Below are 25,140 nucleotides of genomic sequence, written 5' to 3'. Positions count from 1 at the left end.
CGCAAACGCGGAGCACGGCGCCTCTCATCGGCGCCTCGTCCCGTCGAGCCGGATTAAGCCTCGGGGGCTCCCCGCCTACGGTTCCCGACATTAACGCCGGCGTCGTTGGTGGGAAGCGCATTTTGGTGTACGTATGGAACGGAACGGCGGATGAAACGTTGTCTCACCCTTTCGATCCATTTCCCTGCGGCACGGCGGAGCAGCCCTTCGTCATCGCGCAGCTCGGCCAGTCCCTGGACGGCCGGATCGCGACGCCGACGGGCGATTCCAAATACATCAATGGCGGCGCGGCGCTCGATCACCTTCACGCGATCCGGGCCCGGGTCGACGCGGTGCTGGTCGGCATCGGGACGGTGGTGGCGGACGATCCGCTCCTCACCGTGCGCCGCGTGCCCGGCCGCAGCCCCGCCCGCGTGATCCTCGATCCGTCCGGCCGCCTGCCGTGCGATGCCCGGGTGCTCGCGGACGACGGGGTTCCACGCATCGTCATCACCCGCCCAGGCGCGCCCGTGGCGCAAGGCGCCGATTGCATCGCGATCGAGGCGGACGGCGGCGTCATCCCGCCGCGCGCGATCCTGCGGGCGCTTGGCGCCTGCGGCTTCCGGCGCATCCTCGTGGAGGGCGGCGCGCGCACGATCTCGGCCTTCATGGATGCCGGGCTCGTCGACCGGCTGCACGTTCTCGTCGCGCCCCTCATCCTCGGCTCGGGCCGCAACGGGCTCGACCTCGCGCCGATCGGCCCGCTCTCGCAGGCCCTGCGGCCGCGCGCGCGGGCCCATCTGCTCGCCGACGGCAACGTCCTCTTCGATTGCGATCTCTCGGCGGGACGGCTTCCGTCGGAACCTCTGTCGGCCCTCGCGCCCTGGGAGGCCTGAGAGCCGGCCGGCACGGAACGGAGGCAGCGATGGCACGACCCAGGCCCGCGCATTATTCCGGCGCCCAGAAAGCGCTGCACTGGACGATCGCCGCCCTCGTGCTGGCGATGGTGGGGATCGGCCTCACCATGACCGCCATCGGGGAGGGCGCGGCGAGGAACGCGCTCTACGAGATCCACAAGTCGATCGGCGTCATCGTCCTGAGCCTCACCGTCGTGCGCCTGGCCCTGCGGTGGAGGCGCGGCGCGCCGCCCCTAGTGGCCGGGCTGCCGGGCTGGCAGCGGGCGGCGGCGCATGCCTCGCATCTCGCCCTCTACGCCCTTCTCGTCGCCGTGCCGCTCGTGGGCTGGTCGGGCGTCTCGGCCTGCTGCCCGCCCGTGAACCTGTTCTGGACCGTGCCGGTGACGCTTCCCGTCGGGGGCGGCATCGAGGCGGCAAAGCCCATCCTCGCCGTGCACGACGTGCTCGCCCTCTCGCTCGCGGCCGTGGTCGCGATCCACATCGCGGCGGCGCTGCACCATCATCTCGGGCGCCGCGACGAGACCTTGAGGCGCATGCTGCCCGGCTCAGCGGCCGGGCAGCGCCAGGAGGTCGACGTGCCCCACCGTGCAGGCCGCGCCTGAGCGACGAACCGCGAGCCAGCCGGCGATCGTCGCCTCGGGCACGAGCCCCGTCTCGCGCACCGCGCCCGCCGCGCCATCGGCGAGGGCGGCGATGAGGGCAGCCTCGTCCGGCCCGACCCGCCACGGGCTGGGCCCTGTCTCGATGCGGTAGCCCTGCGCCGCGAAGGCTTTCGCGAGCGCCGCCGTCGCCTCGGGCCCGGCGGCCGGGCCGAAGCCCTTGTCGCGGCGCTGGTGAGCGTGGAAGGCGGCGAGCATGGCGGCATCCGCCGGATGCGGCGGGTGCCAGACTTCAGTGCCGTCATAGGTGAGCGCGGTGTGGAACGCCGCCCGGCGCGCCGCCACCGCGCCGGCCACGCGGGCGATCCAGGCCGGGGAGGCGAGGTCGAAGAGGGCCGCGGCCGTGACGAGATCGGGCGCCTCGCCCAGCGCAGCCTCGACATTCGCCGCAAGGTCGGCGCGCATGAACGCCACCTCGATCCGCCGCCCGTTCTTGAGAAGCCGCAGGGTGGCGCCGTCCTCGTGCGCCTCGTCGGCCCAGGCGGAGAGGCGCGCCCGGGCAGCCTCGATCAAGGCCGGGTCATGGTCGACGAGGCGCCAGGACTGGAAGAGCCCGAGCCCCGGTGCCAGCGCCCGCAGGTTCGAGCCGGTTCCGGCGCCGAGATCGACCACGCTCAGCGGAGCGCGGTCCGCGAGCGCCGCGCTTAAAGAGGCGGCGAGCGCGCCGTTACGCGAGCGGTGGTCCACAGGCTCGCGGAGCGCCAGCCAAGCGGGGGAGAAGCCGCTCACGGGGCAACCTCCCGGATGACGTTGGCGATCAGCCGGGCGGTGTCGCTCCAGCGCGGGAGCGCCTGGCCCGCCGCCCAGGCCGCATCGGCGCGGGCGCGGCGCAGGGCCTCGTCCTCGATCATCAACCGCAAGGCCTCCGCCAGCGCGCCCGCATCCCCGGGCGGCACCTTCAGGGCGGCTTCGTCCGGCACCGTGTCGCCCGCCGCGCCGCCTGTCGAGGCGACAAGGGGCAGGCCCCGGGCGAGGGCCTCGGCGAGCGCCATGCCGTATCCCTCGAAGAGGGAGGGCGAGACCATCACGTCGGCGGCGGCGTAGAGCGCGTCGAGGTCGGCGCGCTCGATATTGCCCGCGAGGGTCACACGCTCGCCGAGGCCGGCGGCGCGGATCGCGGCGCGCAGGGCCGCCGCCTCGTCCGGCGCCCGGTCGAGGGCGCCCGCGATGGTGAGCCGCCAGTCGAGATCGCGAACGCCGCTCAGGGCCTCGACAAGCACCCGGAACCCCTTGCGCGGCGAGACCGCGCCGACGGCAAGGAGCCCGACCGGGCTGCCGGTGCCGTGGGCGCGCGGCGCAGGCTCAGTGCCGGGCTCGGCGATGGTGACCCGCGCCATCGGCAACCCGAAATCCTCGACGAGGATGCGCGCCGTCGCGCGGCTCGTGACCACGACGCGAGGCGCGTGGACGAGGGCCGCCCGCTCGCTTGCCAGAAGCGCCGCCGCGCGCCCGGGCGCAAGCCCCGGCTCAAGCCCGAGGGGATGGTGGACGAGGGCGACGATCGGGCGCTCCAGCCCCGCCACGAGGGCCGGGGGGAGGGCGCCGAAGGCGAGCCCGTCGACGAGGAGGACGGCGCCCGCGGGCGCCTCCGCGAGCCGCCGCGCCGTCTCGGCGAGGTCCGCTTCCGAAGGCTCCGGGAAGGAGTCGGGGAGGGGGAGGTGATGCGCCCTCACGCCGAGATCCGGCAGGCGGGCCAGCACCTCGCGGTCGTAGACGTAGCCGCCCGTGGGGCTCGCGAGGTCGCCCGGGATCGCGAAGGCCACCTCAGCCACGGGCGAGCTCCGCCTCGTACCAGGCGCGGGCGACGTGCGACTCGTGCAGGCTCACCCGGATCCGGCTCACGCCCTCCGAGCCCGGCCCCAGGCGCCCCTCGCGGGCCGCCGCCGCCATGGCGTCGAAGATGTGCCGGCACAGGAACTCCGTCGTGGTGTTCTGCCCCGCGAAGGCGGGCACCTCGTCGAGGTTGCGGTAGTTGAGAGGGCCGAGAGTCGCCTTCAGCGCCTCGTGGGCGCGGCCGATATCGACCACGACCGCGTCGGCGGTGAGCTCGGGACGGAAGAAGGCGACGTCGACCACGAAGGTCGCCCCGTGCAGCCCCTGCGCCGGGCCGAACAGCGCGCCCTTGAAGCTGTGGGCGATCATGATGTGGTCGCGGACCTCGACGGCGTACATGGGGATCTCCTTGGGGGCGATGCGAGCGGCGTTCCGGGCCGCGACGGTCTATCCGTAGCGCACGGCGGTGCACAGCCCCGGGGCGCCGGGGGCGAGGAGGCGGGGGAGGGCGCCGGCGAGATCGGCGAAGGGCACCTCCTCGGTGATCAGCGCGTCGAGACGCGGATCGGCGAGGAGCGCCAGCGCCTTGGCGAGGCGGCGGCCGTGGCTCCAGCGTATCCGGCGCGAGGGCGACACCCGCCCGACCTGGGACGAGACCAGGCGCAGGCGCTCGCTGTGGAAGGCAAGGCCGAGCGGCGTCGCCACGGCCTCGCTCCCGTACCAGGACATCTCCAGCACGGTGGCCTCGGTGCCGGCGCAGGCGAGCGCGAGGGCAAGACCCGCCGCGCTCGCGCTCGCATGGACCACGAGATCGGCGCCGCCCGGCGCCTCGGCGGGGGGGCGGAAGTCGCAGCCGAGCGCGCGCGCGACCGCCTCGCGCGCCGGGTCGACGTCCACCACAGTGACCTCCGCTCCCGGCATGCCGGCGGCGAGCGCGGCGACGAGGAGGCCCACGACGCCCGCACCGACGATGGCGATGCGGTCCCCCGGCCCCGCGCCCGCGTCCCACAGGGCGTTCAGCGCCGTCTCCATGTTGGCGGCGAGCACGGCACGGCGGGCGGGCACCCCCTTGGGCACGGGGGCCAGCATCGTGACCGGCGCGTTGAAGCGTTCCTGGTGCGGGTGGAGGCAGAAGACGGTGCGGCGCAGGAGCTCCGGCGGGCCTGCCTCGACGATCCCGACGGCGCAATAGCCATACTTGACGGGAAACGGGAATTCGCCTTCCTGAAGCGGCGCGCGCATCCGCTCGCGCTCGGGGCCGGACACGAGGCCGTTGAACACGAGGCGCTCGGTGCCGCGGCTCACGCCGGTCCACAGGGTCCGCACCTCCGCCTCGTCCGTCGCAGGCGGCGGCAGCGCGACGTCGCGCAGGTCCGCCCGGCCGCGAGCCACGTACCAGAGCGCGCGGGTCACCGCCCCGGTCCCCCGCCGTCCCGCCGCCTCGGACATCCCATGACCGACATGCCAAGCCCCGCTTCCCTCGTGGAGCCCGCCGGGCCCCTGCCGTCCCATACGACGCCGGCGGGGCTCCAGACCATGGCGGAGCTGCGGCGTCGGCGTCTCGTCGTCATCGCCCTGAACCTCTCGACCTACGCGGCGCTCATGGCGGGCCTTGCCGTCGTGCTCGGCGCGGGCGGCTGGAGCATCGTCGATCTCCTGATCCTCGCCTGCGTCGCCGTCGCCGCGCCTTGGACGGTGCTCGGCTTCTGGAACGCGGCGTTCGGCCTGTGGCTCCTCCACGGCGCGGCGGACGGGCTCCAGCGCGTGGCGCCCTTCGCGCGGGCGGGCGATGCGGACGAGCCGCTGCGCCTCTCCACGGCCGTGCTCATGACCCTGCGCAACGAGGACCCGGCCCGGGCCATGGCGCGCCTGCGCGTCGTGAAGGAGAGCCTCGACGCGGCGGGCCACGGCCACGCTTTCGCGTACTTCATCCTCAGCGACACGTCGCGGCCCGAGGTCGCGGCCGCCGAGGAGACCGCCGTCGAGACGTGGCGGCGCTCGACGTCCGATCCTGAGCGGATCGTCTATCGCCGCCGTGCCACCAACGAGGGCTTCAAGGCCGGCAACGTGCGCGACTTCCTCGAGCGCTGGGGCGACGGCCACGACCTCATGCTGCCCCTCGACGCCGACAGCCTCATGACGAGGGACGCGATCGTACGCCTCGTGCGCATGATGCAGGCCCACCCGCGGCTCGGCATCCTGCAAAGCCTCGTGGTGGGCGCGCCGTCCCGCAGCGCGTTCGCCCGGATCTTCCAGTTTGGCATGCGGGCGGGGATGCGGGCCTACACGTTCGGCTCCGCCTGGTGGATCGGCGAGTGCGGGCCGTTCTGGGGCCACAACGCGCTCGTGCGCATCGCGCCCTTCAAGGAGCATTGCCATCTGCCGGTCCTACCCGGCGGACCGCCGCTCGGGGGCGCGGTGCTCTCGCACGACCAGGTCGAGGCGACGCTGATGCGCAAGGCGGGCTACGAGGTGCGCGTGCTGCCTCTCGAGAACGGGAGCTACGAGGAAAACCCGCCGACCCTGTTCGACTTCTCCGTCCGCGACCTGCGCTGGTGCCAGGGCAACCTGCAATATCTGCGCCTCCTCGACCTGCCGGGGCTCCTGCCGATGAGCCGCTTCCAGCTCGTCTGGGCGATCCTGATGTTCCTCGGCGTGCCCGCCATGACGCTCCTCGTGGCGCTCGCGCCGCTGAAACTCCTCGACGGGGAGGATCCGGCGGCCTTCCCCGGGGCGCTCGCGGCGGCGCTCTACGTCGCCTACCTCCTGATGTATCTCTCGCCTAAGCTCGCCGGCCTCGCCGACGTGCTCCTCACCCCTGGCGGGGTGCGGCGCTATGGCGGCGCGGGGCGCTTCCTCGCGGGCGCTGCGGTCGAGATCGCCTTCTCCTTCCTCGTCGGCGCGGTGACGACGTTCCGGCTAACCCTGTTCATGGGCGGGCTCCTGGTCGGCCGCTCCATCGCGTGGGACGGGCAGACGCGGGACGCGTACGGCATCGCCTGGGGCGACGCGGCCCGGGGCCTGTGGGGGCCGACCTTGTTCGGCCTCGCGGTGGGCCTCGGCCTTGCCGTCCTCTCGCCGGCCGCGCTCCTGTGGAGCCTGCCCCTGACGCTCGGCTACCTCGTGGCGATCCCCTTCACGGTGCTCACCGCCTCGCCCGCCATGGGCGAGCGGCTGACCCGGTGGGGGCTTTGCGCCGTCCCTGAGGAGATCGACATGCCGCCCGAGCTCGCCGCCGTGAGGGCCGGCTGATGGGCGCGCTCCCGAAGGGCTCGGCGGCGGCGGTCGGCCGCTCGCTGCGCCTCTATCATGGGCCGGGCGCGCAGCGCGACGCGATGGACGCGCTCTATGCGGGCTTCCTGCGGCCGGGCGACCTCGCCTTCGACATCGGCGCCCATGTCGGCGACCGGATCTCCTCCTTTCGGCGGCTGGGCGCCCGCGTCGTGGCCCTGGAGCCGCAGCCCGCCCCGATGCGGGCGCTGCGCCTCATCCATGGCCGCGACGGGCAGGTGACGCTGATCGAGGCCGCGGCCGGCGCGGCGGAGGGCAGCGTGGAGCTTCGCGTCAACAGCGCCAATCCGACGGTCTCGACCGCCTCCGACGCCTTCGTGCGTGCCGCCGACGGCGCCGCCGGGTGGGAGGGGCAGGCCTGGGACCGGAGCGTCACCGTGCCATGCCTGACCCTCGACGCGCTGATCGCCCGCTTCGGCCGGCCAGCCTTCGTCAAGATCGACGTGGAGGGCTTCGAGGCCGCGGTGCTCGCGGGCCTCTCGACGCCGCTCCCGGCCCTCTCCTTCGAGTTCACCACCATCGCCCGCGCGGTCGCCGCCGAATGCCTCGATCGTCTGGCAGCGCTCGGACCCTACCGCTTCGACGTGGCGCTCGGCGAGAGCCAGCGGCTCACCTTCGGGACCCCGGTGGACCGGGACACCATGGCGGCGCACCTCGCGGGCCTGCCGCACGAGGCGAATTCAGGGGATGTGTATGCGGTTTTGGCTGACTAGCCCCCCTCTCCCGGAGCGGAGAGGGATGCACGGAGTGCCAGGGGGTGAGGGTGGTCAGATGGTGAGGTTCGCTCTGACACCTCCCCTGTCGTGGCCGGGCTTGACCCGGCCATCCCCTCGACGCGTGGGACTGGGTCCCCGGGTCAAGCCCGGGGATGACGGTCGGTGCGGCGGGGACGACGTGCGAACCTTTCGGCGTCCGACCCTCATCACTCTCCTCGCCCTCCTCGCCTTCACCCCCGCCCGCGCCGAAAACCTCGCGGTGGACGTCCAGAACCGGTCCGAGCCGGTGCTCTGCGCCGAGAAGGACAACGTGACCCTGACCTTCGCCTCGCCGCAGGCCCGCGCCTTCCGGGTCGAGGCGGCGCATCCGGCCTATATCGGGATCCTGCGCGAGGACCGCTTCGCGCCGGACTTCACGGCCTGCGGGACGGAGCTGACCCCCGCGACCACGGAGGTGAAGCCGCCCCGGCGCGTGACCTTCTACGAGGACGTGGAGACCTGGCTCACGGGCTACACCTTCGCGAATTTCTGGCGGCCCAACGACGTGCCGTTCCGGGTCGGCGACCGGGTCGAGCGCGGGCTGCACGTGGTGCAGCTCTGGGTGCGCCGCAACGAGCGCGCCGAGGAGGTGCTCGTGATCTATCCGGGCGACGGCTATTGGCGCCTGCGGCCCCTGCCGCCGGCCTATCTCGGCTGGAGCGCCTACGGTTCCTCGGTGCTCATCGGCCCCGTGGAGGACGCCGGCCGCCCGGTGGTGAATCTCGCCTCCATCGACTTCGATCCGGCCGCCAAAGCCTTTCGCCTGCGCTTCGCCCGCGGCGGCGGCGCGACGATCCGGATCGGCGCCCTCGACCGCGACCGGCTCGCCCTCGACGTGGCCTTCGACGAGCCCGTGGGCGACCGGCCGTTCGCGGCGCTGCGCTCGATGTACGTCACGGAGTTCAACGCCGACGTGGCCCGGATCGCCGCCCGCGAGCCGGGCGCGCCGGGCTGGCGCGAGGAGCCCGTCATGGCTTATCGCGGCGGCAAAGCCACGGATCTGTGGACCGGCCGCCTCGTGCCCTCCCGCCACAACACGAGCGCGCCGGACATCCTGTTCGGGCGTTTCGGCGCGGATGGCGCGCCGCGCTGAACCGCGCAACGTCTCACGGCGCCTCCCGACGCCTCACGGGCTTTCGGGCGAGCCCGGCCCCAGGATGAGGATGCGTCCGACGCCGAGCGTCCGGCGACGCGCCCCGAGGGGAGATGCCCGCCATGTCGCTGCGCCTGAACTACAACGACGTCTCGCCCCACGGCATGAGGGCGCTCGGCGGCGCCCACGGCTACGTGGCCCAGAGCGGGCTGCCCAAGCGCCTCGTGGAGCTCGTCTATCTGCGCGTCTCGCAGATCAACGGCTGCTCCTATTGCGTCGACATGCATTCCCGCGCCCTCATGGGCGAGGGAATGCCCGTCGAGAAGCTCTTTCTCGTGCCGGTCTGGCGGGAGAGCGGGTCCTATTTCGACGACAGGGAGCGCGCCGCGCTCGCCTGGGCCGAGACCGTGACCCGCATCGCGGGGACGGGGGTTCCGGAGGCCGCGTACCAGGCCGCCGCCGCGGTCTTCGCGCCGAAGGAGCTCGCCGACCTCACCATCGCGATCGGGCTGATGAACGCCTACAACCGCCTCGCGGTCGCCTTCGGCGCGGGCCCAGCAGGGGCCGCTTGAGCGGTTCGTCCACAGGGAGCATCGCCATGACACGGTTCGTCCTCGCCGCCGCGCTCGCCTTCGGCCTCGCCCTCCCGGCGCAGGCGCACGACCCGGAGGCGCCGCGCGAGACATCGACGCCGATCTTCACCCGCGACCTCCCCAACGTTCCCGGCAAGGCGATGATCGCCGCGGAGGTGGTGTATCCGCCGGGCGGCGCCTCGCCGGCCCACCGCCATCCGGACACGGCGTTCATCTACGCCTACGTGCTCTCGGGCGAGGTCGTGAGCGCCGTCGACGACGAGGCGCCCCGCGTCTACCGAGCCGGCGAGAGCTGGACCGAGATGCCGGGCGCCCGGCATCGGGTCTCGCGCAACGCCAGCGCCACGGAACCGGCGAAGCTGCTGGCGATCTTCGTCGCGGATTCGGGCGGCCGGCAGCTCGTCTTTCCGGAAGACCGGTGATCCGCCCGCGCGGACCCGACAAGCCTTGGTCGCTCCATGCAAGCGGCCGGCCTGGACGGGGGCGATGATGGGCCACACATTCCCGACCGACCACGCCCGAGCCAGGGGCACGCCCAGGAGCACATGATGACGAAGGTTCTGATCCTGTACTACTCGACCTACGGCCATATCGAGACCATGGCGCACGCGGTGGCCGAGGGCGCGCGCCAGGCCGGCGCCGAGGTGGCGGTCAAGCGCGTCCCTGAGCTCGTGCCCGAGGACGTGGCCCGCAACGCCCATTTCAAGCTCGACCAGCAAGCCCCGATCGCCACGGTCGCCGAGCTGCCCGACTACGACGCCATCATCGTCGGCGTGCCCACCCGCTACGGCCGCATGGCCTCGCAGATGGCGAACTTCTGGGATCAGGCCGGCTCGGTCTGGGCGTCGGGCGCGCTCACGGGCAAGGTGGGCTCGGTGTTCACCTCGACCGCCACCCAGCATGGCGGGCAGGAGACGACGCTGTTTGCGGGCATCACAAACCTGATGCATTTCGGCATGGTGATCGTGGGCCTGCCCTATTCGTTCCAGGGCCAGATGACCATCGACGAGATCACGGGCGGCGCGCCCTACGGCGCCACGACCATCGCCGGCGGCCAGGGCCAGCGCCAGCCCTCGGCGAACGAGCTCGACGGCGCCCGCTTCCAGGGCCGCCACGTGGCCCAGATCGCCGCGAAGCTGAAGGGGTGAGGCGGGCCTCCCCTCTCCCATCCGGGAGAGGGGAGTTGCATCCGCTCCGCCACGAGAAGGAACCCACACCATGGCGACACGAGGTTTCGAAGGCAGGCGGCCCCCGGCGGAGCTCGCCGACCGGATCCCGCCGGGGCAGTCGCTCACCGACGGCTTTCCCGTCCTCTCGGCCGGGCCGACGCCCCGGATCGCGACAGCGGACTGGGCGTTCACGCTGAAATCCGGTCCGCGCCCGATCAAGAAGTGGAGCTGGGCGGAGTTCCAGGCGCTGCCGCAGACCAAGATGACCCGCGACATCCATTGCGTGACCAAATGGTCGAAGCTGAACACGCCCTGGGCCGGGGTCACGGTGGACGATCTCCTGGCGGATGCCGGGATCGAGCCCGCGACGCCGTTCATGCTCGCCCATTCCTACGACGGCTACTCCACCAACGTGCCGGCGGCGGACCTCCTGGACGGGAAGGCGATGGTGGCGACGCACTACGAGGGCAAGCCGCTCACGCCTGAGCACGGCGGCCCGGCCCGGCTCCTCGTGCCGCATCTCTATTTCTGGAAGTCGGCCAAGTGGGTGAACGGGCTGCAGTTCACGGAGCGCGACGAGCCCGGGTTCTGGGAGCTGCGGGGCTACCACATCCATGGCGACCCCTGGCGCGAGCAGCGCTTCCGGGGCGATTGAGGGTGGACGCCCCCGAGGAGGCCGCCCACGTCGCGTGGCAGACCGCGACGATCGAGGCCCTGACGCCTCTCTCGGCGCGGGTGAAGAGCATCGTCCTGCGGCCCGAGCGCTGGCGCCCGTTCCAGGCCGGCCAGCATCTCGACATCCGCCTGACCGCGCCCGACGGATACGCGGCGCAGCGCAGCTACTCGGTCGCCTCGGCGCCCGAGACGGAGGGGGTCTACGAGCTCGCGGTGGAGCGGCTCGAGGACGGCGAGGTCTCGCCCTATCTCCTGGACATCGCGGAGCCCGGGGACGCTGTCGACATCCGCGGCCCGTTCGGCGGCCATTTCGTCTGGGACGCGGCCGACGGCGGGCCGCTCCTCCTGGTCGGCGGCGGGTCGGGCGTGGCCCCGCTGATGTCGATCCTCCGCCACCGGGTGGCGGCGCGCAGCGCCGTGCCGGCCTGCCTCGTCCACGCGGCGCGGCTCTGGGACGACGTGCTCTTTCGCGGCGAGCTCCTGGCGCTCGACGAGGACGACGCGGCGTTCCGCCTCCTCGCAGCCCTGTCGCGCGACACCCCGCGCCGCCCGCAGGACACGGGGCGGCGGATCGACGCCGCGCTGCTGGCTGACGCGATCACGGGCCTCGGCGCGCGACCCCGCCTCACCTTCGTCTGCGGCGCGAATCCCTTCGTGGAGAGCGTCACGACCCTCCTCGTCGGCCTCGGCCTCGATCCGGCCTCGATCCGCACGGAGCGGTTCGGCGGTTAGGACGGGTGCGCCCCACCCGTGATCTCGGCCTGCCCGACGAGCCATGTGACGAAGGCTGAGACGCGGGCGTCGCCGATCAGCGCGGGCGGCCAGCGCACCACGTGGGCCTTCGAGGAGCGCATATCGAGGCTCGGGTCGAGGACCCGCGACAGGCGCCCCTCATGCAAGGCGTCGTGGACGAGGAGGGAGCGGGCGATCACGGCCCCAGCGCCCTGGAGCGCGGCGGCGATCGCGGTCCCGAGCGTCTCGAAGCGCAAGCCCGCAGGAGGCTCCGACCCGAGGCCGAGGCGCTCGAACCAGGTCCGCCACAGCCACTCGGCCCCCGTCTCCGGCCGCCCGAGCCCCTTGTGGAGGAGCGGCAGCCGGAGGAGGGCGCCGGGGTCGTCGAGGGGCCGACCCCCGGGAAGGTGATCCGGCGCGCAGACGGGAAACACGCTCTCGACGAACAGGACGCGCTGCGTCGAGGCGTTGCGGGCGGCGTCGGGGGGAAGCCAGCGGATCTGCACGTCGGCGTCGGCGCGCCGGGCCTCCGGCTCGGAGGCGAGAACGACGAGCTCCACCGCGACCCCGGGATAGGCCGCGGCGAAAGCCGGCAGGCGGCGCACGAGCCAGAGATCGGCCAGGGCGGCCCCGACGGCCACCTTGAGGACGCCCGTGCCCGCGGCGGCCCGGCACCGGGCTCGAAGGCTCGACAACTCCTCGAAGAGCCCGTCCAGCTCCGCCGCGAGAGCAACGCCAGCCGGGGAGGGCCCGAGCCGGGTGCCTGCGCGCACGAGGAGGGGCGTGCTGAAGAACGCCTCCAGCCGGCGCAGGCGGTGGCTCACCGCGCTCTGGGTGATGTCGAGCTCCACCGCTGCCCGCGTCGCCGACCCGTGCCGGACGACGGCTTCGAACGCCACGAGACCGTCGAACGGGGGGAGGGTGCGCATCGGCGGACTATGAACCAAATTCATGCGGGCGTGAACCCGGCCGCATCGACGGAGGAAGCCTACGCGCCCAGACTGGCCTTCGGTCGACGGGGGTGATCATGGCGGGGACGAACGAGGCAGCGGGCGAGATCGCGGACGCGCCGGCCGGGGCGAGCCTCCCGGCCCTGGCCCTGGGGCTCGGTGCCTTCCTCACGCAGTTCGACGTCACGGCCGTCATCGTGGCCCTGCCGGCGATCGGGCGCGATCTCGGCTTCGGCACGGCGGGCTACGCATGGGTCATGGACGCCTACAGCCTCGTCTTCACGGGCACCCTGCTCGCGGCAGGCGCGCTCGCCGACCGCTGCGGCCGGCGCCGGGCCCTGCTCGCCGGAAACCTCGTCTTCCTCGCGGCCTCCCTGGCCTGCGGCCTGGCGGGAAACGGGCCGTGGCTCTGGCTTGCCCGGGGCGCGCAGGGGTTCGGGGCGGCCTTCGTCGTCACCGGCGCCATCGCGCTGGTCTCCACCGTCTATCCCGGCGCGCGGGAGCGGGCGCGGGCCTTCGGCCTCGTCGGCGTCGTGTCGGGGATCGCCATGGCAGCGGGCCCGAGCCTCGGCGGGTTGATCGCCGGCACGCTCGGCTGGCGCTGGATCTTTCTCGTGAACATCCCGCTCTGCCTCCTGATCGCCGCCGCCGTGCCCCGCCTCGTGCCCGAGGCCCGCGCCGGGGGCGAGCGCTCCATCGACGCACTCGGCATCGTCCTCCTCACCCTGGCGCTCGGCGCCCTGATCGAGGCCCTCCTGCATCTTTGCGAGCACCCCGCCTGGGCGGTCGGCGGGGTCGCGGCCTGCCTTGCGGCGGGTGCGCTTTTCGTCGTGAGGCAGCGGCGCTGCCGCCATCCGGTCCTCGATCCGGCCGTGTTCGCGCGTCCCGCCATGGCGGCCGTCGCGGGGCTGCTGGTCGCCCTGTCGGTCTCCTATTGGGCCGTCCTCGTCTATCTCCCGATGTTCCTGCGCGCCGCTTTCGGCTGGGGCGACGACACGGTCGGCCTCGCGCTCCTTGCCGCCACGCTGCCGATGCTCGTCCTGCCGGCCCGCGGTGGCCCCCTCGCGGCGGCGTGGGGCTTCAGGCGGTTCTTCGCAGGCGCGCTCGCCGTGACGGGCGCGGGAGCGCTCGTCCTCGCGGCAGCGGCGGGCGGAGCCGGCTCGGCGTCCTTGGTCCTCGCCGGGATGGTCCTGCTCGGCGTCGGCGCGGCCCTGGCCCATCCGCAGCTCTCCGGCGCCGTCGTGGCCCTGGCGCCGCCCGAGCAGGCCGGCATGGCCTCGGCCGTCACCGTGGTGATGCGCCAGGGCGGCTTCGCGCTCGGGATCGCGCTGCTCGGCGCGACGCTCGGGCCCGCCCCGTCCCTGGAGGCCTTTGCGTGGCTGTTCGGCCTTGGCGCCATGGGCGCCGCGGCCGGGATCGCGGCTGCCGGGTGCCTGGAGCCGAAGCCGGCCGGTGGATAGGGCTGACGGGGGCCTTTCACTCCCTACGGCCCGGGTGCCACGGTTTGGCCGTCAAAAGCGGGCATCTCTGGCGCCATCAGCCCGGGGGAGACCATGGAACGCGCCGACATACCCTTTCACCTCATGGCGATCGGTTTTTCGATCTCGCTCGTCGCTGCCCTCGTCTTCACCGTCGTCGCGGTCGGTCCGCGCTCCTGGGCGGAGGCCCGGCGGTGGTGGGCGTCGCTCCGGCCCCGCACGCCCGAGCAGGCCGAGCTCGTCGTCCAGCATATCGCCGCCCTGCGCCGCGATCCCGAGATGGCGAACATGTACTTCCTCTCGCGCTTCATCGTGATTGCCGTGTCCGACAGCTTCGGGCAGCTGATCAGCGGCGTGCTCGCGATGCTTCCTGGCCTGAAATTCGTGCCCGACCGCATCCTGAGCCTGCCCTTCGCGCTGATCTCGCTCTGGCTCGCCGCCGAGTGCCTCATCGCCTATCGCCGGATCACCACCTTCGAGGCCTTCCGCGCCTCCATGGTCGAGCGGTTCTCCGGCCGGTGCTCCGCCGAGGAGCTCGACCGGCTGAACGGCATCAGCGTCCAGCAGGCCTGAGCGCATCCAAGGCCGGGATGCGGGCGGGCTCCGCGTCCTTACGGAATTGCCATCCCCGTGGGTGAGATGGCACGAAACAGCCAATTCAGGGGGAGGAGATCGCCATGCCAGAGATCATGCGTCCGAAGAGCCCGGCCGACCTGTGGGTCGACCGCCTCGAGAGCCTGCTCGACGGCGCCGAGGTCGCCCTGGAGCAGCACCTCGCCGACCCGGAGCGCAGCGAAGGGGACGAGGCGACCTTGCGCGGGACCATCCGCCTCCTGCGGCTCGACCTCGCCCAGGCCCACGAGCGTCCCGAGACGACGCGGTTGGCGGCCTGACGCCTCGCCCGCCGGCATGATCAGCTCGGCACGTTGAGCGCCTGGGGCGCGGCCTGCTTGATGCGGGTGAGAAGCCAGGTGCGCTGGCGCTTGTTCTGGGCGTCCATGCGCTCGACGAGCCCCATCATCTCCTCGTCACGGAGCCCCTTCGCGGCCTGGTCGAGCACCACGAGCGACATGTGGGTCTCGTTGGCGAGAAGCCAGCAATCGTGCAGATCGCGCACGAGCCCGAAGCCGGAGGCCTTGCCCTGCGGCGACACCGCCTTCCCCAAACGCTTCGGCTCCGCCTCCCGGGCCTCGCCGTAGCGGGCGATGAGGCCGGCGATCGCGTCGAGCTCGCTTCGTGACCACTCCGCCAGCAAATGGCACTCGTTGCGGATGTCGGGCTCGCGGGGATGCGCCTCGGCCACCTTGTCGAGCGCGTCGGCCAGCGCCCGCTCGCTGCCGTCCATGAGCCCCAGATAGTCGCGCACATGCGCGCGAGCGGGCTTCACCATCGCGACCGCGGCGTCGGCGAGATGGCGGGCGCTCTCGATCGCGTCCGAGACGAGGGACGGCGCCGTGTCGGGCTGGCTCGTGGCGGGCGCGTCGATGCGCTCGAGCGACACGGCGGCATATTTGAAGTGCGGCTGCTTCGAGACCGGGTCCCACTCGAACAGGGTGAGCTCGTTCGCCGCCCGCATGCGGCCGGGATCGTCGAAATAGCCGTAATGGAACGGCACGAAGACCCGGCCCGGCGCGATGTCGCCGATGCGGGCGGGCACCTCGATGCGGCCCCGGCGGGAGTCGACCCGCACCCAGTCGCCCTCCGCGATCCCGAGCCGCGCCGCGTCGTCTGCGTTCATCTGGACATAGGCCTCGGGCGCCGCCTCGTGCAGCGCCTGCGAGCGGTCGGTCCGGGTTCGGGTGTGGAAGTGATAGACGAGGCGGCCGGTGGAGAGCCAGAACGGGTAGGCCTCGTCGGGCGTCTCGTGCGGCGGGTGGTAATGCGCGGCCTTGAGGATCGCCTTGCCCCGCGGGTCGCGTGCCTTGTACTCCTCGGGCGTGACCACGCCGCCGGTGACGAGGTCGTGGCCGAAGCTCTCGCAGGTCTCAAAGGCGGAGGGGAAGACGTGGTCCTCGTAGAGGCGCTTCGTGCCCTCGGGGCGCCGCTCGTTGCACGGCCATGGGATCCCGGAGCCGCCCGTGAGCTTGGCGTAGGTCAGGCCCGTATAATCGCAGGGCCGCCCGGCCGAGCACGCCTTCCAGGCCTCGAAGGCGCTCTCGGGATCGTGCCACTTGATCAGGGGCGCCCCGTCCCGGTCGCGGAAGTCCATGCGCCGGGCGTAGTCGAGGAAGATGTCGAGGTCGGAACGCGCCTCGCCCGGGGGCTCGACGGCCTTGAGGGCGATGTGGACCGTGCGGTCGACATTCGTGAACGTGCCCGTCTTCTCGCCCCAGCCCGCGGCGGGCAGCACCACGTCGGCAAGTGCCGTGGTCTCGGTGGGGAAGATGTCCTGGGCGACCACGAACAGGTTCGGGTTCTGGAGGATCGCGCGCACCCGCGCGAGGTCGGGCAGCGACACGGCCGGGTTGGTCGCCTGGATCCAGAGCATGCGGATCGAGCTCTGCTCGGCGTAGTGAAAGATCTGCATCGCGTGGGTCGGCGGCGCCCAGTGCGGGATCGTGTCGACGTCCACGTTCCACAGCCGCGCGAGCTCGGCGACATGGTCCGGATTGTCCCAGTTGCGAAAGCCCGGCAGGTCGCCGTCGGCGCCGCATTCGCGGTTGTTCTGCGCGGTGGGCTGGCCGTTCATCTGCAGGATGCCGCAGCCCGGGCGCCCGATCATGCCGCGCACGAGGTTGAGGTTGTTCACCTGGCATGCCACGGCGGTGGCCTGCATGGACTGGTAGACGCCCTGGAGCACCGTGGAGACCAGCGACTTGGCCTCGCACAGGATCCGCGCCGCCGCCCGAAGATCGGCCGCGGGCACGCCCGAGATCGCCTCGACCCGCTCGGGCGGATATTCGGACACGACCTCGCGTAGGCTCTCGAAGCCCATGGTCCGGCCCTCGACGAAGGCGCGGTCGACGGCGCCGCCCTCGATCACGAGGTTCAGGAGCCCGTTCATCACGGCCATGTTGGTGCCGGGCTTCGGCGCGAGGTGGATGTCCGCCTCCCGGGTGGTCGCGGTCTCGCGCATGTCGATCGCGATCATCCGGGGCGGGTTCGGCCCGCGGCGGCGGTCGAGCACCTTCATCCACAGCACCGTGTCGGTCTCGGCGATGTTGTGGCCGACATGGAGGATGCAGTCCGTGGTGTCGACGTCCGAATAACCCCCGGGCTGGCCGTCGGCGCCGAAGGTCTCCTTCAGCGAGGCCGCGGCCGTGGCGGTGCACAGCCGCGTGTTGCCGTCCATGTGCGGCGTGCCGAGGCCCGCCTTCCCGATCACGCCGAGCGTGTAATACTCCTCCAGCATGAGCTGGCCCGTGGTGTAGAAGCCGATCGAGGATGCCGTGTAGCGCTCCACGAGCTCCTTCGAGCGCGCGACGATGAGGTCCATGGCCTCGTCCCAGCTCGCCTCGCGAAAGCCCGAGCGGGTGCGGATCAGGGGCTTGGTGAGGCGGTCGGCGCTCGCCATGGCCTGCCAGCCATGCAGGCCCTTGGGGCCGAGCCGGCCGCGGTTGACCCGGTCGACGGCGCGCCCGCGCACGCCCACGATGCGTCCCTCCTTCACGCCGATGTCGAGGGCGCAGCCGTTGGAGCACAGCGTGCAGGCGGATTGCACCCAGCGGTCCGGCTCCGCCGTCAGGAGCTCGTCGACCCTCTCGGCCCATTGTCCCTCGCCGTGGAAGGGCGTGCGCTCGCCCCAGACGTCCGCGATGCTGTCGCGGCTGCGGCGTGCGATGGCGGTGAGGGACTGACGGCTGGGCCGACGCATGGGGCACCTCTCGCATTGAGGTACTCTCAACGCGGGACGCGGCCCACCGTTCGGGGGCGCGAGGGCGCCTGTAGGCTTTCGAATATTTGCACCGCCCGTGCCCGGCTGAGCATGCCCGGATTTCAGGCGGGTCGGTCGCCGCGATGGCGCCTCAGCGCCTCAGGCGCGCCGCAAGGGGAGGGCCGAGCACCTTCAGGGACTCGCGCAGGCGGAGCTCAGCCGCGTCGGCGCGAGCCTCGGCGGCGGCAAGGTCCGCCGCCCGCCGGACCACATGCAGCTGGAGGATCTCGTAGCGCTCCTCGAAGTCCCGGGCCCGCGAATGGGCCGCCAGGATCTGGTCGTTGGCCTGCCTCAGCCGCTCCCGGGCGACGGGATCGATGGCGCCTTGCTCTCGTCGCGTCATGCGCTCTCCAGGGGACGCGGGCCGCTCGGCCCCGTCCCGGAATGGTTCGTCTGGTGGAGCCATGGCGCAGCCTGATCCAATCCGGCTCAGGCGACCCGACCGCCCCTGTCCCATCGAGGGCTCCGAACCCGCTCGCGCAGTCCCGGCTCGTGTGGACGGGGGATGATCCACGGGCGACGTGAACTCACGGTAAAGATCCCGCTGTTCCCAAGGCGCGCCAGGGCCGGACCCCGGGCGCCGGGCGCCGATGCGTAGGCGCGCGGGCCCGCGCCTCGGCGCAGCGCGTCTCCCCGGTCCCAGACGGCACGAGCTTTGCTACCCGCCATGCGTCGATCCGATGGGGGCCGCTGCCCACGACTACCTGAACGGGCAAGGAACCGGGCAGGGTTGACACCGTTGTAGCCAAGCTTAGCAGTTGCGTGACGTAAGGTGATGATATGGCGACCGTTTACCTCCCCAGTTCGCTTCGACGGTATGTCGACCAGCGCTCCACGATTGCCGTGCCGGGCGAGACCGTGTCTGCGGTGCTGACGAATCTCGCCGCCACGGCTCAAGGCCTTCATTGCCACCTCTTCGCCGCCGATAAGCTGCGCAGCTTCGTCTTCGTGTCGAAGAACGGCCAGGACATCCGGCTGCTGAACGGGCTCGAGACGCCCGTCGAATCGGGCGACCAGATCCGTATCCTGTCCAGCATCGCCGGGGGTTGATCCGATGGCGGTCCAGGATCTGCCGGAGTTGAGCCCCAGCGAGATGCGCCGCTTCGGCCGCCATCTCGTGCTGCCGGAGTTCGGGCTGGAGCGGCAGCGCCGCCTCAAGGCCGGAAGCGTGCTGCTCGTCGGCGCGGGCGGCCTCGGCAGTCCGACCGCGCTCTACCTCGCCGCCGCGGGCGTCGGCCGCATCGGCCTCGTCGATCCGGACGTGGTCGAAGAGACGAACCTCCAGCGGCAGATCGCGCACGGCCATTCCACGCTGGGGCGCCAGAAGACCGAGAGCGCCGCGCAGCGGATGCGCGATCTCAATCCCGACGTGGTCGTCGAGCGCCACGACGTGTTCCTCACGGTCGAGAACGCCCTGGAGATCATCGCGGGCTACGACGTGGTGGTCGACGGGACGGACAACTTCCCGACCCGCTACCTCGTGAACGACGCCTGCGCCAAGCTCGGCAAGCCGAACGTGTTCGGCGGCGTGCTGCGCTTCGATGGGCAGGTCAGCGTGTTCGACGCCAGCCGGGGGCCCTGCTACCGCTGCGTCTTCCCCGAGCCGCCCCCGTCCGAGCTCGCGCCCAATTGCGCCGAGGCCGGGGTGCTCGGGGTGCTGCCCGGCGTCATCGGAGCGCTCCAGGCGACCGAGGCGATCAAGCTCCTGTCGGGCCTCGGCGAGCCCCTGATCGGCCGGCTCCTCGTCTATGACGGGCTCGACCTGAGCTTCCAGACCGTGGACTTGATGAAGGCGTCAGGCTGCCCCTGCTGCTCAGGCCGGCCCGAGGACATCGTGCTGCGCGAGACCCGCATGGTGTGCTCCGCCCCGACGGTGGGGGGCAGCCTCAGCGCCGACGAGCTGCAGACCCGCCTCGACGCCGGAGAGCCCATCCTGCTCCTCGACGTGCGCAACCCGCCCGAATGGGCCGGGGGAACGATCCCCGGAGCGCTCCAGCTCTCGAAGCCCGACATCGACCAGGCCGTGCAGGCGGTGCTGCACGAGGGCGCGGCCCGCGAGGGCACGAGCCTTGCCGCGATCCCGCGGGACCGGGACGTGGTGGTCTATTGCCAGTCGGGCATGCGCAGCAGCGCCGTGATCCGCGAGCTCGTCGCGGCCGGCTACGAGGCCTCCCGCCTCCTCAATCTCGACCGCGGCTTCTCGGCCTGGGTCGGGCGGAACACCTAGAAACCTCGCGCAGCCGAGGCGCGGCAACGCCGCAAGCGTCAAGAGGGCACCATGCAGCTTCAGTCCAGCGCCGACCTCATCCGGCGGATCCAGACCCTGGCTCCGCCAGGCTCCGTGCCGGACGAGGGCGTCATCCAGGCGCTTCGGGCGGCGACGCGGGAGCTGATCCGCGCCAAGCGGGCCGAGGGGTGCCTCGACGAGAGCCCCATGCATCTCGCGATGACGCGGACCGTCGCGCTGCACGAGGAGGCGGCGCGCGCAAGGCTCGCGGGGCGCCGCGTGCTGGTGACGGGCGGCTCGGGCTGCGTGGGCACGCGCCTGCGCACGCTCCTCCAGGGCTTCGGGCCCGCCGCGCTCGTCAACCTCGACATCGCGGCGCATCATGGGCCGGGAACGGGCATTCGCGCCGACATCCGCGATCCTGACGCCCTCGATGCCGCCTTCGCCCGGTTCCGGCCCGAGGTGGTGTTCCACCTCGCGGGCATCCGCGAGCCCGGGCGCGCCGAGCTCGTGGTGCGGGAGGCAATCGACACGAACGTCTTCGGGACGGGCAACGTGATCGAGGCGTGCCGCCGCCATGGGGTGGCCCAGGCCGTCTACTCGTCGACGGGCAAGTGCTTCGCCTACATCACCGACCACGTCTATACGGGCACGAAGAAGCTCGCCGAGGCCCAGTGGATGGCAGCCGCGCGCCAGGGCGGCCCCACCGCCTTCGCCATGACCCGCTTCACCCACATCCTGGAGAACGGCGTCGTCAGCAGGGACATCGCGGACGGGATCCGATCCGGCATCGTCAGCCTTCATGGGGCCGACCGCCACTTCAACCTCCAGAATCTCGGGCAGGCGACGCACCTCCTCGTCAACGCCCTGGCCCTCGCAGGCCGCCACGAGCCCGACACCTTCTGGGCCGCCGCCGATCTCGGATGGCCGGTCAACACGCTGGAGCTGGCGCTCGACGAGATCGAGCGGTCCGGCTCGGACGCCGCCGTCCGGTTCCTCGGCGTGCCGAAGGGCTATGACGAGCAGTTCTTCCGCGGGCAGTTCGACTGGAGCGGCGACTACGACCACCATCCCCTGGTGAACGCGTTCGAGGCGCCGACGGCCGCGCTCGACGAGACCGGCACCATGCTCCGGGTCCAGGTTCGGCACGCGGGCGAGGGCGTCCTCCAGGCGGAGCTCGGCGCCTTGCGCGCGGCGCTCGGGCCCGAGGCGGCCGGCCAGAGCGCCAAGGCGGCCCTGCTCACGGCCGTGGAGAACGTGGCCTCCGACATCTTCGGGGCGACGGATCCGGCCCGCTTGGCGGACGTGCTCTGGTGGGGCGCGGCGCCTGCCTGGGCCGGCCCCGACGCTGCCGGCGCGGCACGCTTCGAGCGGCTGATCGGCCTCCTGGCCGATGCGCTGCTCACGTCGCTCCCGCCCGGGGCTGCGGCCCGAGACGAGGCGCTGGGCGCGAGGCTCGACGACATCGCGGCGACCCTGGATCGCATCCCGGCCCTCGCCCGGCGGGCGCGGCGCATGCGGGAGAGCCTGCGTTCCCTCGCCGAAGCCGGCGCCTGACCCCGCCCCACGACGGACCTGACGATCCCATGACCGAGTTCCGCTTGACGCGACTCCTGTGCTGGCTCGCCTGGCTCCTCTTCGGGCTGGTGCTCCTGTCGACGCTCTCGCCGATCGAGCTGCGGCCGGAAACCGGCCTGTCGCCCAATCGAGAGCGGTTCCTCGCCTTCGCGATGCTGGGCGGCGCGTTCTGGCTCGCCTATCCGCGCCACCGGCTCCTCGTGGTCGTCCTGCTCCTTGGCGCTACGGTCAGCCTGGAGCTTCTTCAGCATCTCGCGCCCGGCCGGCACGGCGTGATCAAGGACGCGGTCGTCAAGGCCGCGGGCGGGATGCTCGGCTGCATGGGCGGCATGGTAGCCGACCGTCTCCTCCAGAGCGCCGAGAGGCGGGGCTGAGGGCTCTCCCTCACGCCCGTTGCGCTTCGCGCGCCGTCACAAGGCCCCCCAGAACCGCCCGGCCGCTCGCCGACCTGAAGGTCTCGGCTGCGCCGCTCCGCGCGAAGGCGCTCGCGGCGCTCTCGGCGCCGCCGAACTGGAAGCCGATCTGGGAGGCATAGGCGAGGGAGGCCCGGCAGCGCCGGGTGAGCGCATCCGGTCCGAGCGGGACCACGATCTCGTCGAGCGCGGCGAAGGCCTCCCCGAACGGCTCGGGCGGGGTCGCAGCCCGCGCGACGTAGGGATAGTCGCGCCACCAGAGGACCGGCGCAGGCGGGTCGACCCGCCGCAGGGCCCGCACCGCCGCCACATGATCGACATGCCCGCCGACGGCCTGGGGCGCGAGGATCAGGTCCGGCGCGAGACCGTCGAAGAGTTCGCGGAACGCGGGCGCGAGGGCTTCCTCGACGCGGTCGGCGGCGAGCGGCGGCGCGAAGAGGGCGGGAGCCGAATGGTAGCCGCGGTGGGGCGCCTCCGGGAACGGGAGCCACAGCGCCTCGGCACCGAGGATGGCGGCGGCGCGGGCGTCCTCGGCGCGGCGCAGCGCCATGTAGTCGACCTCCGGGCCGAGGCCCTTGTCGAGCTGGCAGGCAAGCGCGAAGCCCCCCGGGTCGGGCACGCTCGCGGTGAACATTGTCGCGATCACGACCCGCCACCCGGTGTCGCTCAGGGCCGCGAGGGTCCCTCCGCAGGAGAAGGCCGCATCGTCGAGATGGGGCGAGAGGGCGAGGGCGGTCGGCATCACAGGAGGTGCGGCTCGGCCCGGAAGCGGCAGGGGTGGATGGGCACCTCGGGCTCGAAGGAGAGGTCAGGTCGGGCCCCGCGGAGCGAGGCATAGAGGCCCACGATCTGCGCGCCCACTGCCTCCCAGGAATAGACCCGGCGGCACTCGTCGAGGGCGGCCGCGGCAAGGCGGGCGCGAAGGGGCTCGTCCCGGATGATCCGCTCCAGCGCGTCGGCCTGGGCCGCGATGTCGCCGGGCTCGATCAGAAGCCCGTTCTCCCCGTCGCGCAGGCAATCCACCACGCCCACCGTGCGGCAGGCGACGACGGGCAGCCCCGACGCCATCGCCTCCAGGATCGTGTTGGAGAACCCTTCAGCGTAGGTCGGTGACACGAACACGTCCGCCCCGCGATAGAGCGCCGGCACGTCGCCATAGGCCGCGTAGCCCGTGAACTCGACATGGGGCGTCAGGTGCAGGGCAGAGGCACGCTCGCGGGCGGGGTCCACGTCGGGGCCGATGCCGGAGATCGCGCAGGCGAAGGGCGTGCCGCGGTCGCGCAGGAGGGCGAGCGCGTCGAGCATGTCGAGCACGCCTTTCCGGCGGTCGACGCGGCCATGGTAGAACAGGCGCACGGGGTCGCGGGCCCGGCCGGGGCTCCAGTCGTCGGCGGGATGGAAGGTACCCGTGTCGACGGCGCCGGGCACGATCGTGAAGCGCTCGCGCGGGGTGCCGAGGCGTTCCGTGACCTCGCCGATGAAGCTCTCGCCGCCGATGAGGAGGGCGTTGGCGTGGTCGAGGACGCGCGTGAGGGCGAGGCGGTGCGTCTCGCAGCACGAGCCCACCCAATGCCCGTCCCCGCCCTGGATCGAGACCACCACGGGCACGCCGATGCGGCGCGCCGCGAGCAACGCGGCCCAGCCGTTGGGATAGCCGTATTGGGCATGCAGGATGTCGAAGGGCGCGCGTTCGTGCTCGGCCACGATCGTCTCCACCATGGCGTCGACGTCGCGCTCGAAGTCGCCCCCGTTCTGCTCGCCGTGCGCCTCCAGGCCGATGACGCGCACGCCCTCCACGGGCGGGGGCGGGCCGCCGCCATAGACGCGCATGCCACGCTCGTCGCCGCGGTACTGGCTGATCATCGTGACGTCGATGCCGTGCGCCACGAGCTGGCGCAGCAAGTTGATGGCGTAGACGCTCATCCCTGAGATGGCGGGGAAGAAGCGGCGGCTCACGAAGCAGACGCGCATGGCTCAGGCTCCGGCCGAGAGGGCGAGGCTCGCGGTCCGCTCCACCTCGACGCGGCAGGAGCGGAGATAGCGTAGCGCCTGGGGCACCATGGTGTCTGCTCGGTGGCTGTCGCGGGAGAGCTCGACGCAGACGAGGCGCTCGAACGCGATCTCCTCCAGGGCGTCGAGGATGCCGGGGATGTCCATGTCGCCCTCACCGAAGGCCAGATGGATGTGCTCGCCCCGCTTCATGTCCTCGATCGACACGGTGCCGATGCGCCCATCGAACTCGCGGGCCGCGGCGGCCGGGTCGCGCTCGCCCGTCACGAGGCAATGGCCGAGATCGAGCGCGAGCGTCAGGTTCGGCAGGTCGCGGGCGACCGTCGCGTAGTCGTCCACGGTCTCGACCAGCATGCCGGGCTCCGGCTCCAGCGCCACCGTGACGCCCCGGTCCTCCGCGTGGCGGCAGACGGCCTCCAGGCCCTGCCGCAGCCAGCTCCAGGCCTCGTCGCGGCCCACCCCCGCCTTGGGCACGCCGGCCCAGAACGACACCGCCTCGGAGCCCAGCGTCGCGGCGATGTCGACGGCGCGGCAGAGGAAGTCAACGCGCCGCGCGCGGCCGGCGGGATCGCGGGTGAGGAGCGTCGGCTCGTGCTTGGCACGCGGGTCGAGGAGGTAGCGGGCGCCGGTCTCGATCACGCTGCCGAGGCTGAGCCCGTCGAGGCGGCGGGCCAAGCGCTCGGCGCGGGCCGCGCAATCGGGCTCGAACGGGTCGAAATGCTGGTGGTCGAGGGTGAGGGCGACGCCGTCATAGCCCGAATCCGCGATGAGCGAGAGCGCATCGTCGAGCCGGTGATTGGCCGTTCCGTTGGTGTTGTAGGCGAACCTGAGGCGGGTCATGGGCTCCTCCGTGGGATTGGGCTCTTCGCGTGATGGCCGTCATCCTCGGCCGGAGCCGGCGTCGGCCAGCGCAGGGGACGGGGATCCTGCGCTGCTTGCTGCGCCGTCGGCGCACGTCTGGCCCGTCGAGGGCT

At 72.5% G+C, this 25,140-nt stretch carries 27 protein-coding genes and 1 pseudogene; 18 read left to right on the top strand and 10 right to left on the bottom strand.

Features of this window, described 5'->3' with window-relative positions; translation table 11 throughout:
• Positions 1-158 precede the first annotated feature (158 nt).
• Together F0L46_RS03505 and F0L46_RS03500 are read left to right on the top strand one after the other, a co-directional pair.
• Positions 159-875 (top strand): RibD family protein, encoded by a 717-nt coding sequence (locus F0L46_RS03505; protein WP_240539845.1) that lies wholly within the window; start codon positions 159-161, stop codon positions 873-875.
• A 29-nt stretch (positions 876-904) separates the two neighbouring features.
• Positions 905-1,498, top strand: coding sequence for a cytochrome b (locus F0L46_RS03500; protein WP_149815630.1), 594 nt, complete (start codon positions 905-907; stop codon positions 1,496-1,498).
• Here the strand turns inward: F0L46_RS03500 and F0L46_RS03495 are convergent.
• The 4 genes from F0L46_RS03495 to F0L46_RS03480 are packed head-to-tail and all read right to left on the bottom strand — an operon-like array spanning position 1,442 to position 4,645.
• The gene (locus F0L46_RS03495; protein WP_149815629.1) at positions 1,442-2,284 is read right to left on the bottom strand and encodes a class I SAM-dependent methyltransferase; all 843 of its coding nucleotides are present in this window, start codon (positions 2,282-2,284) and stop codon (positions 1,442-1,444) included. The two genes, F0L46_RS03500 and F0L46_RS03495, sit on opposite strands and share 57 nt — an antisense overlap.
• Entirely contained in the window at positions 2,281-3,327 is a 1,047-nt protein-coding gene (locus F0L46_RS03490) for a glycosyltransferase family 4 protein (protein ID WP_149815628.1), read from the bottom strand. Before F0L46_RS03490 ends, F0L46_RS03495 begins: the two co-directional genes overlap by 4 nt.
• Positions 3,320-3,727 (bottom strand): 6-pyruvoyl trahydropterin synthase family protein, encoded by a 408-nt coding sequence (locus tag F0L46_RS03485; protein ID WP_149815627.1) that lies wholly within the window; start codon positions 3,725-3,727, stop codon positions 3,320-3,322. The genes F0L46_RS03490 and F0L46_RS03485 overlap by 8 nt, the downstream gene beginning before the upstream one ends.
• A gap of 48 nt (positions 3,728-3,775) precedes the next feature.
• Entirely contained in the window at positions 3,776-4,645 is an 870-nt protein-coding gene (locus F0L46_RS03480) for a zinc-dependent alcohol dehydrogenase (RefSeq protein WP_149815649.1), read from the bottom strand.
• Positions 4,646-4,780: 135 nt separating this feature from the next.
• On the opposite strand from F0L46_RS03480, the gene mdoH reads away from it, so the two are divergent.
• The 8 genes from mdoH to F0L46_RS03440 all read left to right on the top strand — a co-directional run bounded on the left by mdoH (position 4,781) and on the right by F0L46_RS03440 (position 11,636).
• Positions 4,781-6,580, top strand: a complete 1,800-nt coding sequence (gene mdoH / locus F0L46_RS03475) for a glucans biosynthesis glucosyltransferase MdoH (protein WP_240539843.1) — start codon at positions 4,781-4,783, stop codon at positions 6,578-6,580.
• Positions 6,580-7,332: an FkbM family methyltransferase gene (locus F0L46_RS03470; protein WP_149815626.1), complete on the top strand. Its 753-nt coding sequence runs from the start codon at positions 6,580-6,582 to the stop codon at positions 7,330-7,332. The genes mdoH and F0L46_RS03470 overlap by 1 nt, the downstream gene beginning before the upstream one ends.
• 181 nt (positions 7,333-7,513) lie before the next feature.
• Complete coding sequence (locus tag F0L46_RS03465; protein ID WP_149815625.1) at positions 7,514-8,467, top strand: hypothetical protein; 954 nt, start codon at positions 7,514-7,516, stop codon at positions 8,465-8,467.
• Between the two features lie 122 nt (positions 8,468-8,589).
• Positions 8,590-9,039: a carboxymuconolactone decarboxylase family protein gene (locus F0L46_RS03460; protein WP_149815624.1), complete on the top strand. Its 450-nt coding sequence runs from the start codon at positions 8,590-8,592 to the stop codon at positions 9,037-9,039.
• 26 nt (positions 9,040-9,065) lie between these two features.
• A complete protein-coding gene (locus F0L46_RS03455; protein WP_149815623.1) occupies positions 9,066-9,482 on the top strand; it encodes a cupin domain-containing protein in 417 nt (138 codons plus the stop codon).
• 126 nt (positions 9,483-9,608) lie between these two features.
• Complete coding sequence (wrbA, locus tag F0L46_RS03450) at positions 9,609-10,208, top strand: NAD(P)H:quinone oxidoreductase (RefSeq protein ID WP_149815622.1); 600 nt, start codon at positions 9,609-9,611, stop codon at positions 10,206-10,208.
• A 70-nt stretch (positions 10,209-10,278) separates the two neighbouring features.
• The gene (locus tag F0L46_RS03445; protein WP_149815621.1) at positions 10,279-10,884 is read left to right on the top strand and encodes a sulfite oxidase-like oxidoreductase; all 606 of its coding nucleotides are present in this window, start codon (positions 10,279-10,281) and stop codon (positions 10,882-10,884) included.
• Positions 10,885-10,886: 2 nt separating this feature from the next.
• Positions 10,887-11,636, top strand: coding sequence for an FAD-binding oxidoreductase (locus tag F0L46_RS03440; protein ID WP_149815620.1), 750 nt, complete (start codon positions 10,887-10,889; stop codon positions 11,634-11,636).
• Here F0L46_RS03440 and F0L46_RS03435 read toward each other — a convergent pair.
• Positions 11,633-12,565 (bottom strand): LysR substrate-binding domain-containing protein, encoded by a 933-nt coding sequence (locus F0L46_RS03435; protein ID WP_149815619.1) that lies wholly within the window; start codon positions 12,563-12,565, stop codon positions 11,633-11,635. The two genes, F0L46_RS03440 and F0L46_RS03435, sit on opposite strands and share 4 nt — an antisense overlap.
• Before the next feature lie 98 nt (positions 12,566-12,663).
• On the opposite strand from F0L46_RS03435, the gene F0L46_RS03430 reads away from it, so the two are divergent.
• From F0L46_RS03430 to F0L46_RS03420, 3 genes are all read left to right on the top strand, one after another.
• Positions 12,664-14,046 carry an MFS transporter gene (locus tag F0L46_RS03430; protein WP_149815618.1) on the top strand — a complete coding sequence of 461 codons (1,383 nt, stop codon included), beginning with the start codon at positions 12,664-12,666 and terminating at the stop codon, positions 14,044-14,046.
• A 93-nt stretch (positions 14,047-14,139) separates the two neighbouring features.
• Positions 14,140-14,637, top strand: coding sequence for a hypothetical protein (locus tag F0L46_RS03425; protein WP_149815617.1), 498 nt, complete (start codon positions 14,140-14,142; stop codon positions 14,635-14,637).
• A gap of 104 nt (positions 14,638-14,741) precedes the next feature.
• Complete coding sequence (locus F0L46_RS03420; protein ID WP_149815616.1) at positions 14,742-14,957, top strand: hypothetical protein; 216 nt, start codon at positions 14,742-14,744, stop codon at positions 14,955-14,957.
• A 20-nt stretch (positions 14,958-14,977) separates the two neighbouring features.
• Here the strand turns inward: F0L46_RS03420 and F0L46_RS03415 are convergent, their stop codons facing one another.
• Together F0L46_RS03415 and F0L46_RS03410 are read right to left on the bottom strand one after the other, a co-directional pair.
• Positions 14,978-17,878 (bottom strand): molybdopterin oxidoreductase family protein, encoded by a 2,901-nt coding sequence (locus tag F0L46_RS03415; RefSeq protein WP_149815615.1) that lies wholly within the window; start codon positions 17,876-17,878, stop codon positions 14,978-14,980.
• Positions 17,879-18,029: 151 nt separating this feature from the next.
• Positions 18,030-18,281, bottom strand: coding sequence for a hypothetical protein (locus F0L46_RS03410; RefSeq protein ID WP_149815614.1), 252 nt, complete (start codon positions 18,279-18,281; stop codon positions 18,030-18,032).
• 437 nt (positions 18,282-18,718) lie between these two features.
• Between F0L46_RS03410 and F0L46_RS03405 the strand changes: the two genes are divergently transcribed.
• The 5 genes and pseudogenes from F0L46_RS03405 to F0L46_RS03390 all read left to right on the top strand — a co-directional run bounded on the left by F0L46_RS03405 (position 18,719) and on the right by F0L46_RS03390 (position 22,117).
• A complete protein-coding gene (locus F0L46_RS03405) occupies positions 18,719-18,988 on the top strand; it encodes a MoaD/ThiS family protein (RefSeq protein WP_149815613.1) in 270 nt (89 codons plus the stop codon).
• Between the two features lie 4 nt (positions 18,989-18,992).
• Positions 18,993-19,742, top strand: a pseudogene (locus F0L46_RS27625) (HesA/MoeB/ThiF family protein); the annotation flags it as partial.
• A complete protein-coding gene (locus F0L46_RS27620) occupies positions 19,725-20,165 on the top strand; it encodes a rhodanese-like domain-containing protein (RefSeq protein WP_497849226.1) in 441 nt (146 codons plus the stop codon). The pseudogene F0L46_RS27625 and the gene F0L46_RS27620, both read left to right, overlap by 18 nt.
• A gap of 51 nt (positions 20,166-20,216) precedes the next feature.
• Positions 20,217-21,722: a polysaccharide biosynthesis protein gene (locus F0L46_RS03395; RefSeq protein ID WP_149815611.1), complete on the top strand. Its 1,506-nt coding sequence runs from the start codon at positions 20,217-20,219 to the stop codon at positions 21,720-21,722.
• A 29-nt stretch (positions 21,723-21,751) separates the two neighbouring features.
• Positions 21,752-22,117, top strand: a complete 366-nt coding sequence (locus tag F0L46_RS03390; protein WP_240539842.1) for a hypothetical protein — start codon at positions 21,752-21,754, stop codon at positions 22,115-22,117.
• A gap of 10 nt (positions 22,118-22,127) precedes the next feature.
• On the opposite strand, the gene F0L46_RS03385 is transcribed toward F0L46_RS03390, so the two are convergent.
• The 3 genes from F0L46_RS03385 to F0L46_RS03375 are packed head-to-tail and all read right to left on the bottom strand — an operon-like array spanning position 22,128 to position 25,006.
• On the bottom strand, positions 22,128-22,898 hold the full coding sequence (locus F0L46_RS03385; protein WP_188311830.1) for a PIG-L deacetylase family protein: 771 nt from the start codon (positions 22,896-22,898) through the stop codon (positions 22,128-22,130).
• Complete coding sequence (locus F0L46_RS03380) at positions 22,898-24,127, bottom strand: glycosyltransferase family 4 protein (protein ID WP_149815609.1); 1,230 nt, start codon at positions 24,125-24,127, stop codon at positions 22,898-22,900. Before F0L46_RS03380 ends, F0L46_RS03385 begins: the two co-directional genes overlap by 1 nt.
• A 3-nt stretch (positions 24,128-24,130) precedes the next feature.
• Positions 24,131-25,006, bottom strand: coding sequence for a sugar phosphate isomerase/epimerase family protein (locus F0L46_RS03375; RefSeq protein ID WP_149815608.1), 876 nt, complete (start codon positions 25,004-25,006; stop codon positions 24,131-24,133).
• Between the last annotated feature and the right edge of the window lie 134 nt (positions 25,007-25,140).

Origin of the sequence: Salinarimonas soli (assembly GCF_008386575.1) — a bacterium.
Classification (GTDB): domain Bacteria; phylum Pseudomonadota; class Alphaproteobacteria; order Rhizobiales; family Beijerinckiaceae; genus Salinarimonas_A; species Salinarimonas_A soli.
The sequence above is the reverse complement of the archived record's forward strand: the minus strand, read 5'-3'. Positions and strand labels throughout refer to the sequence as shown.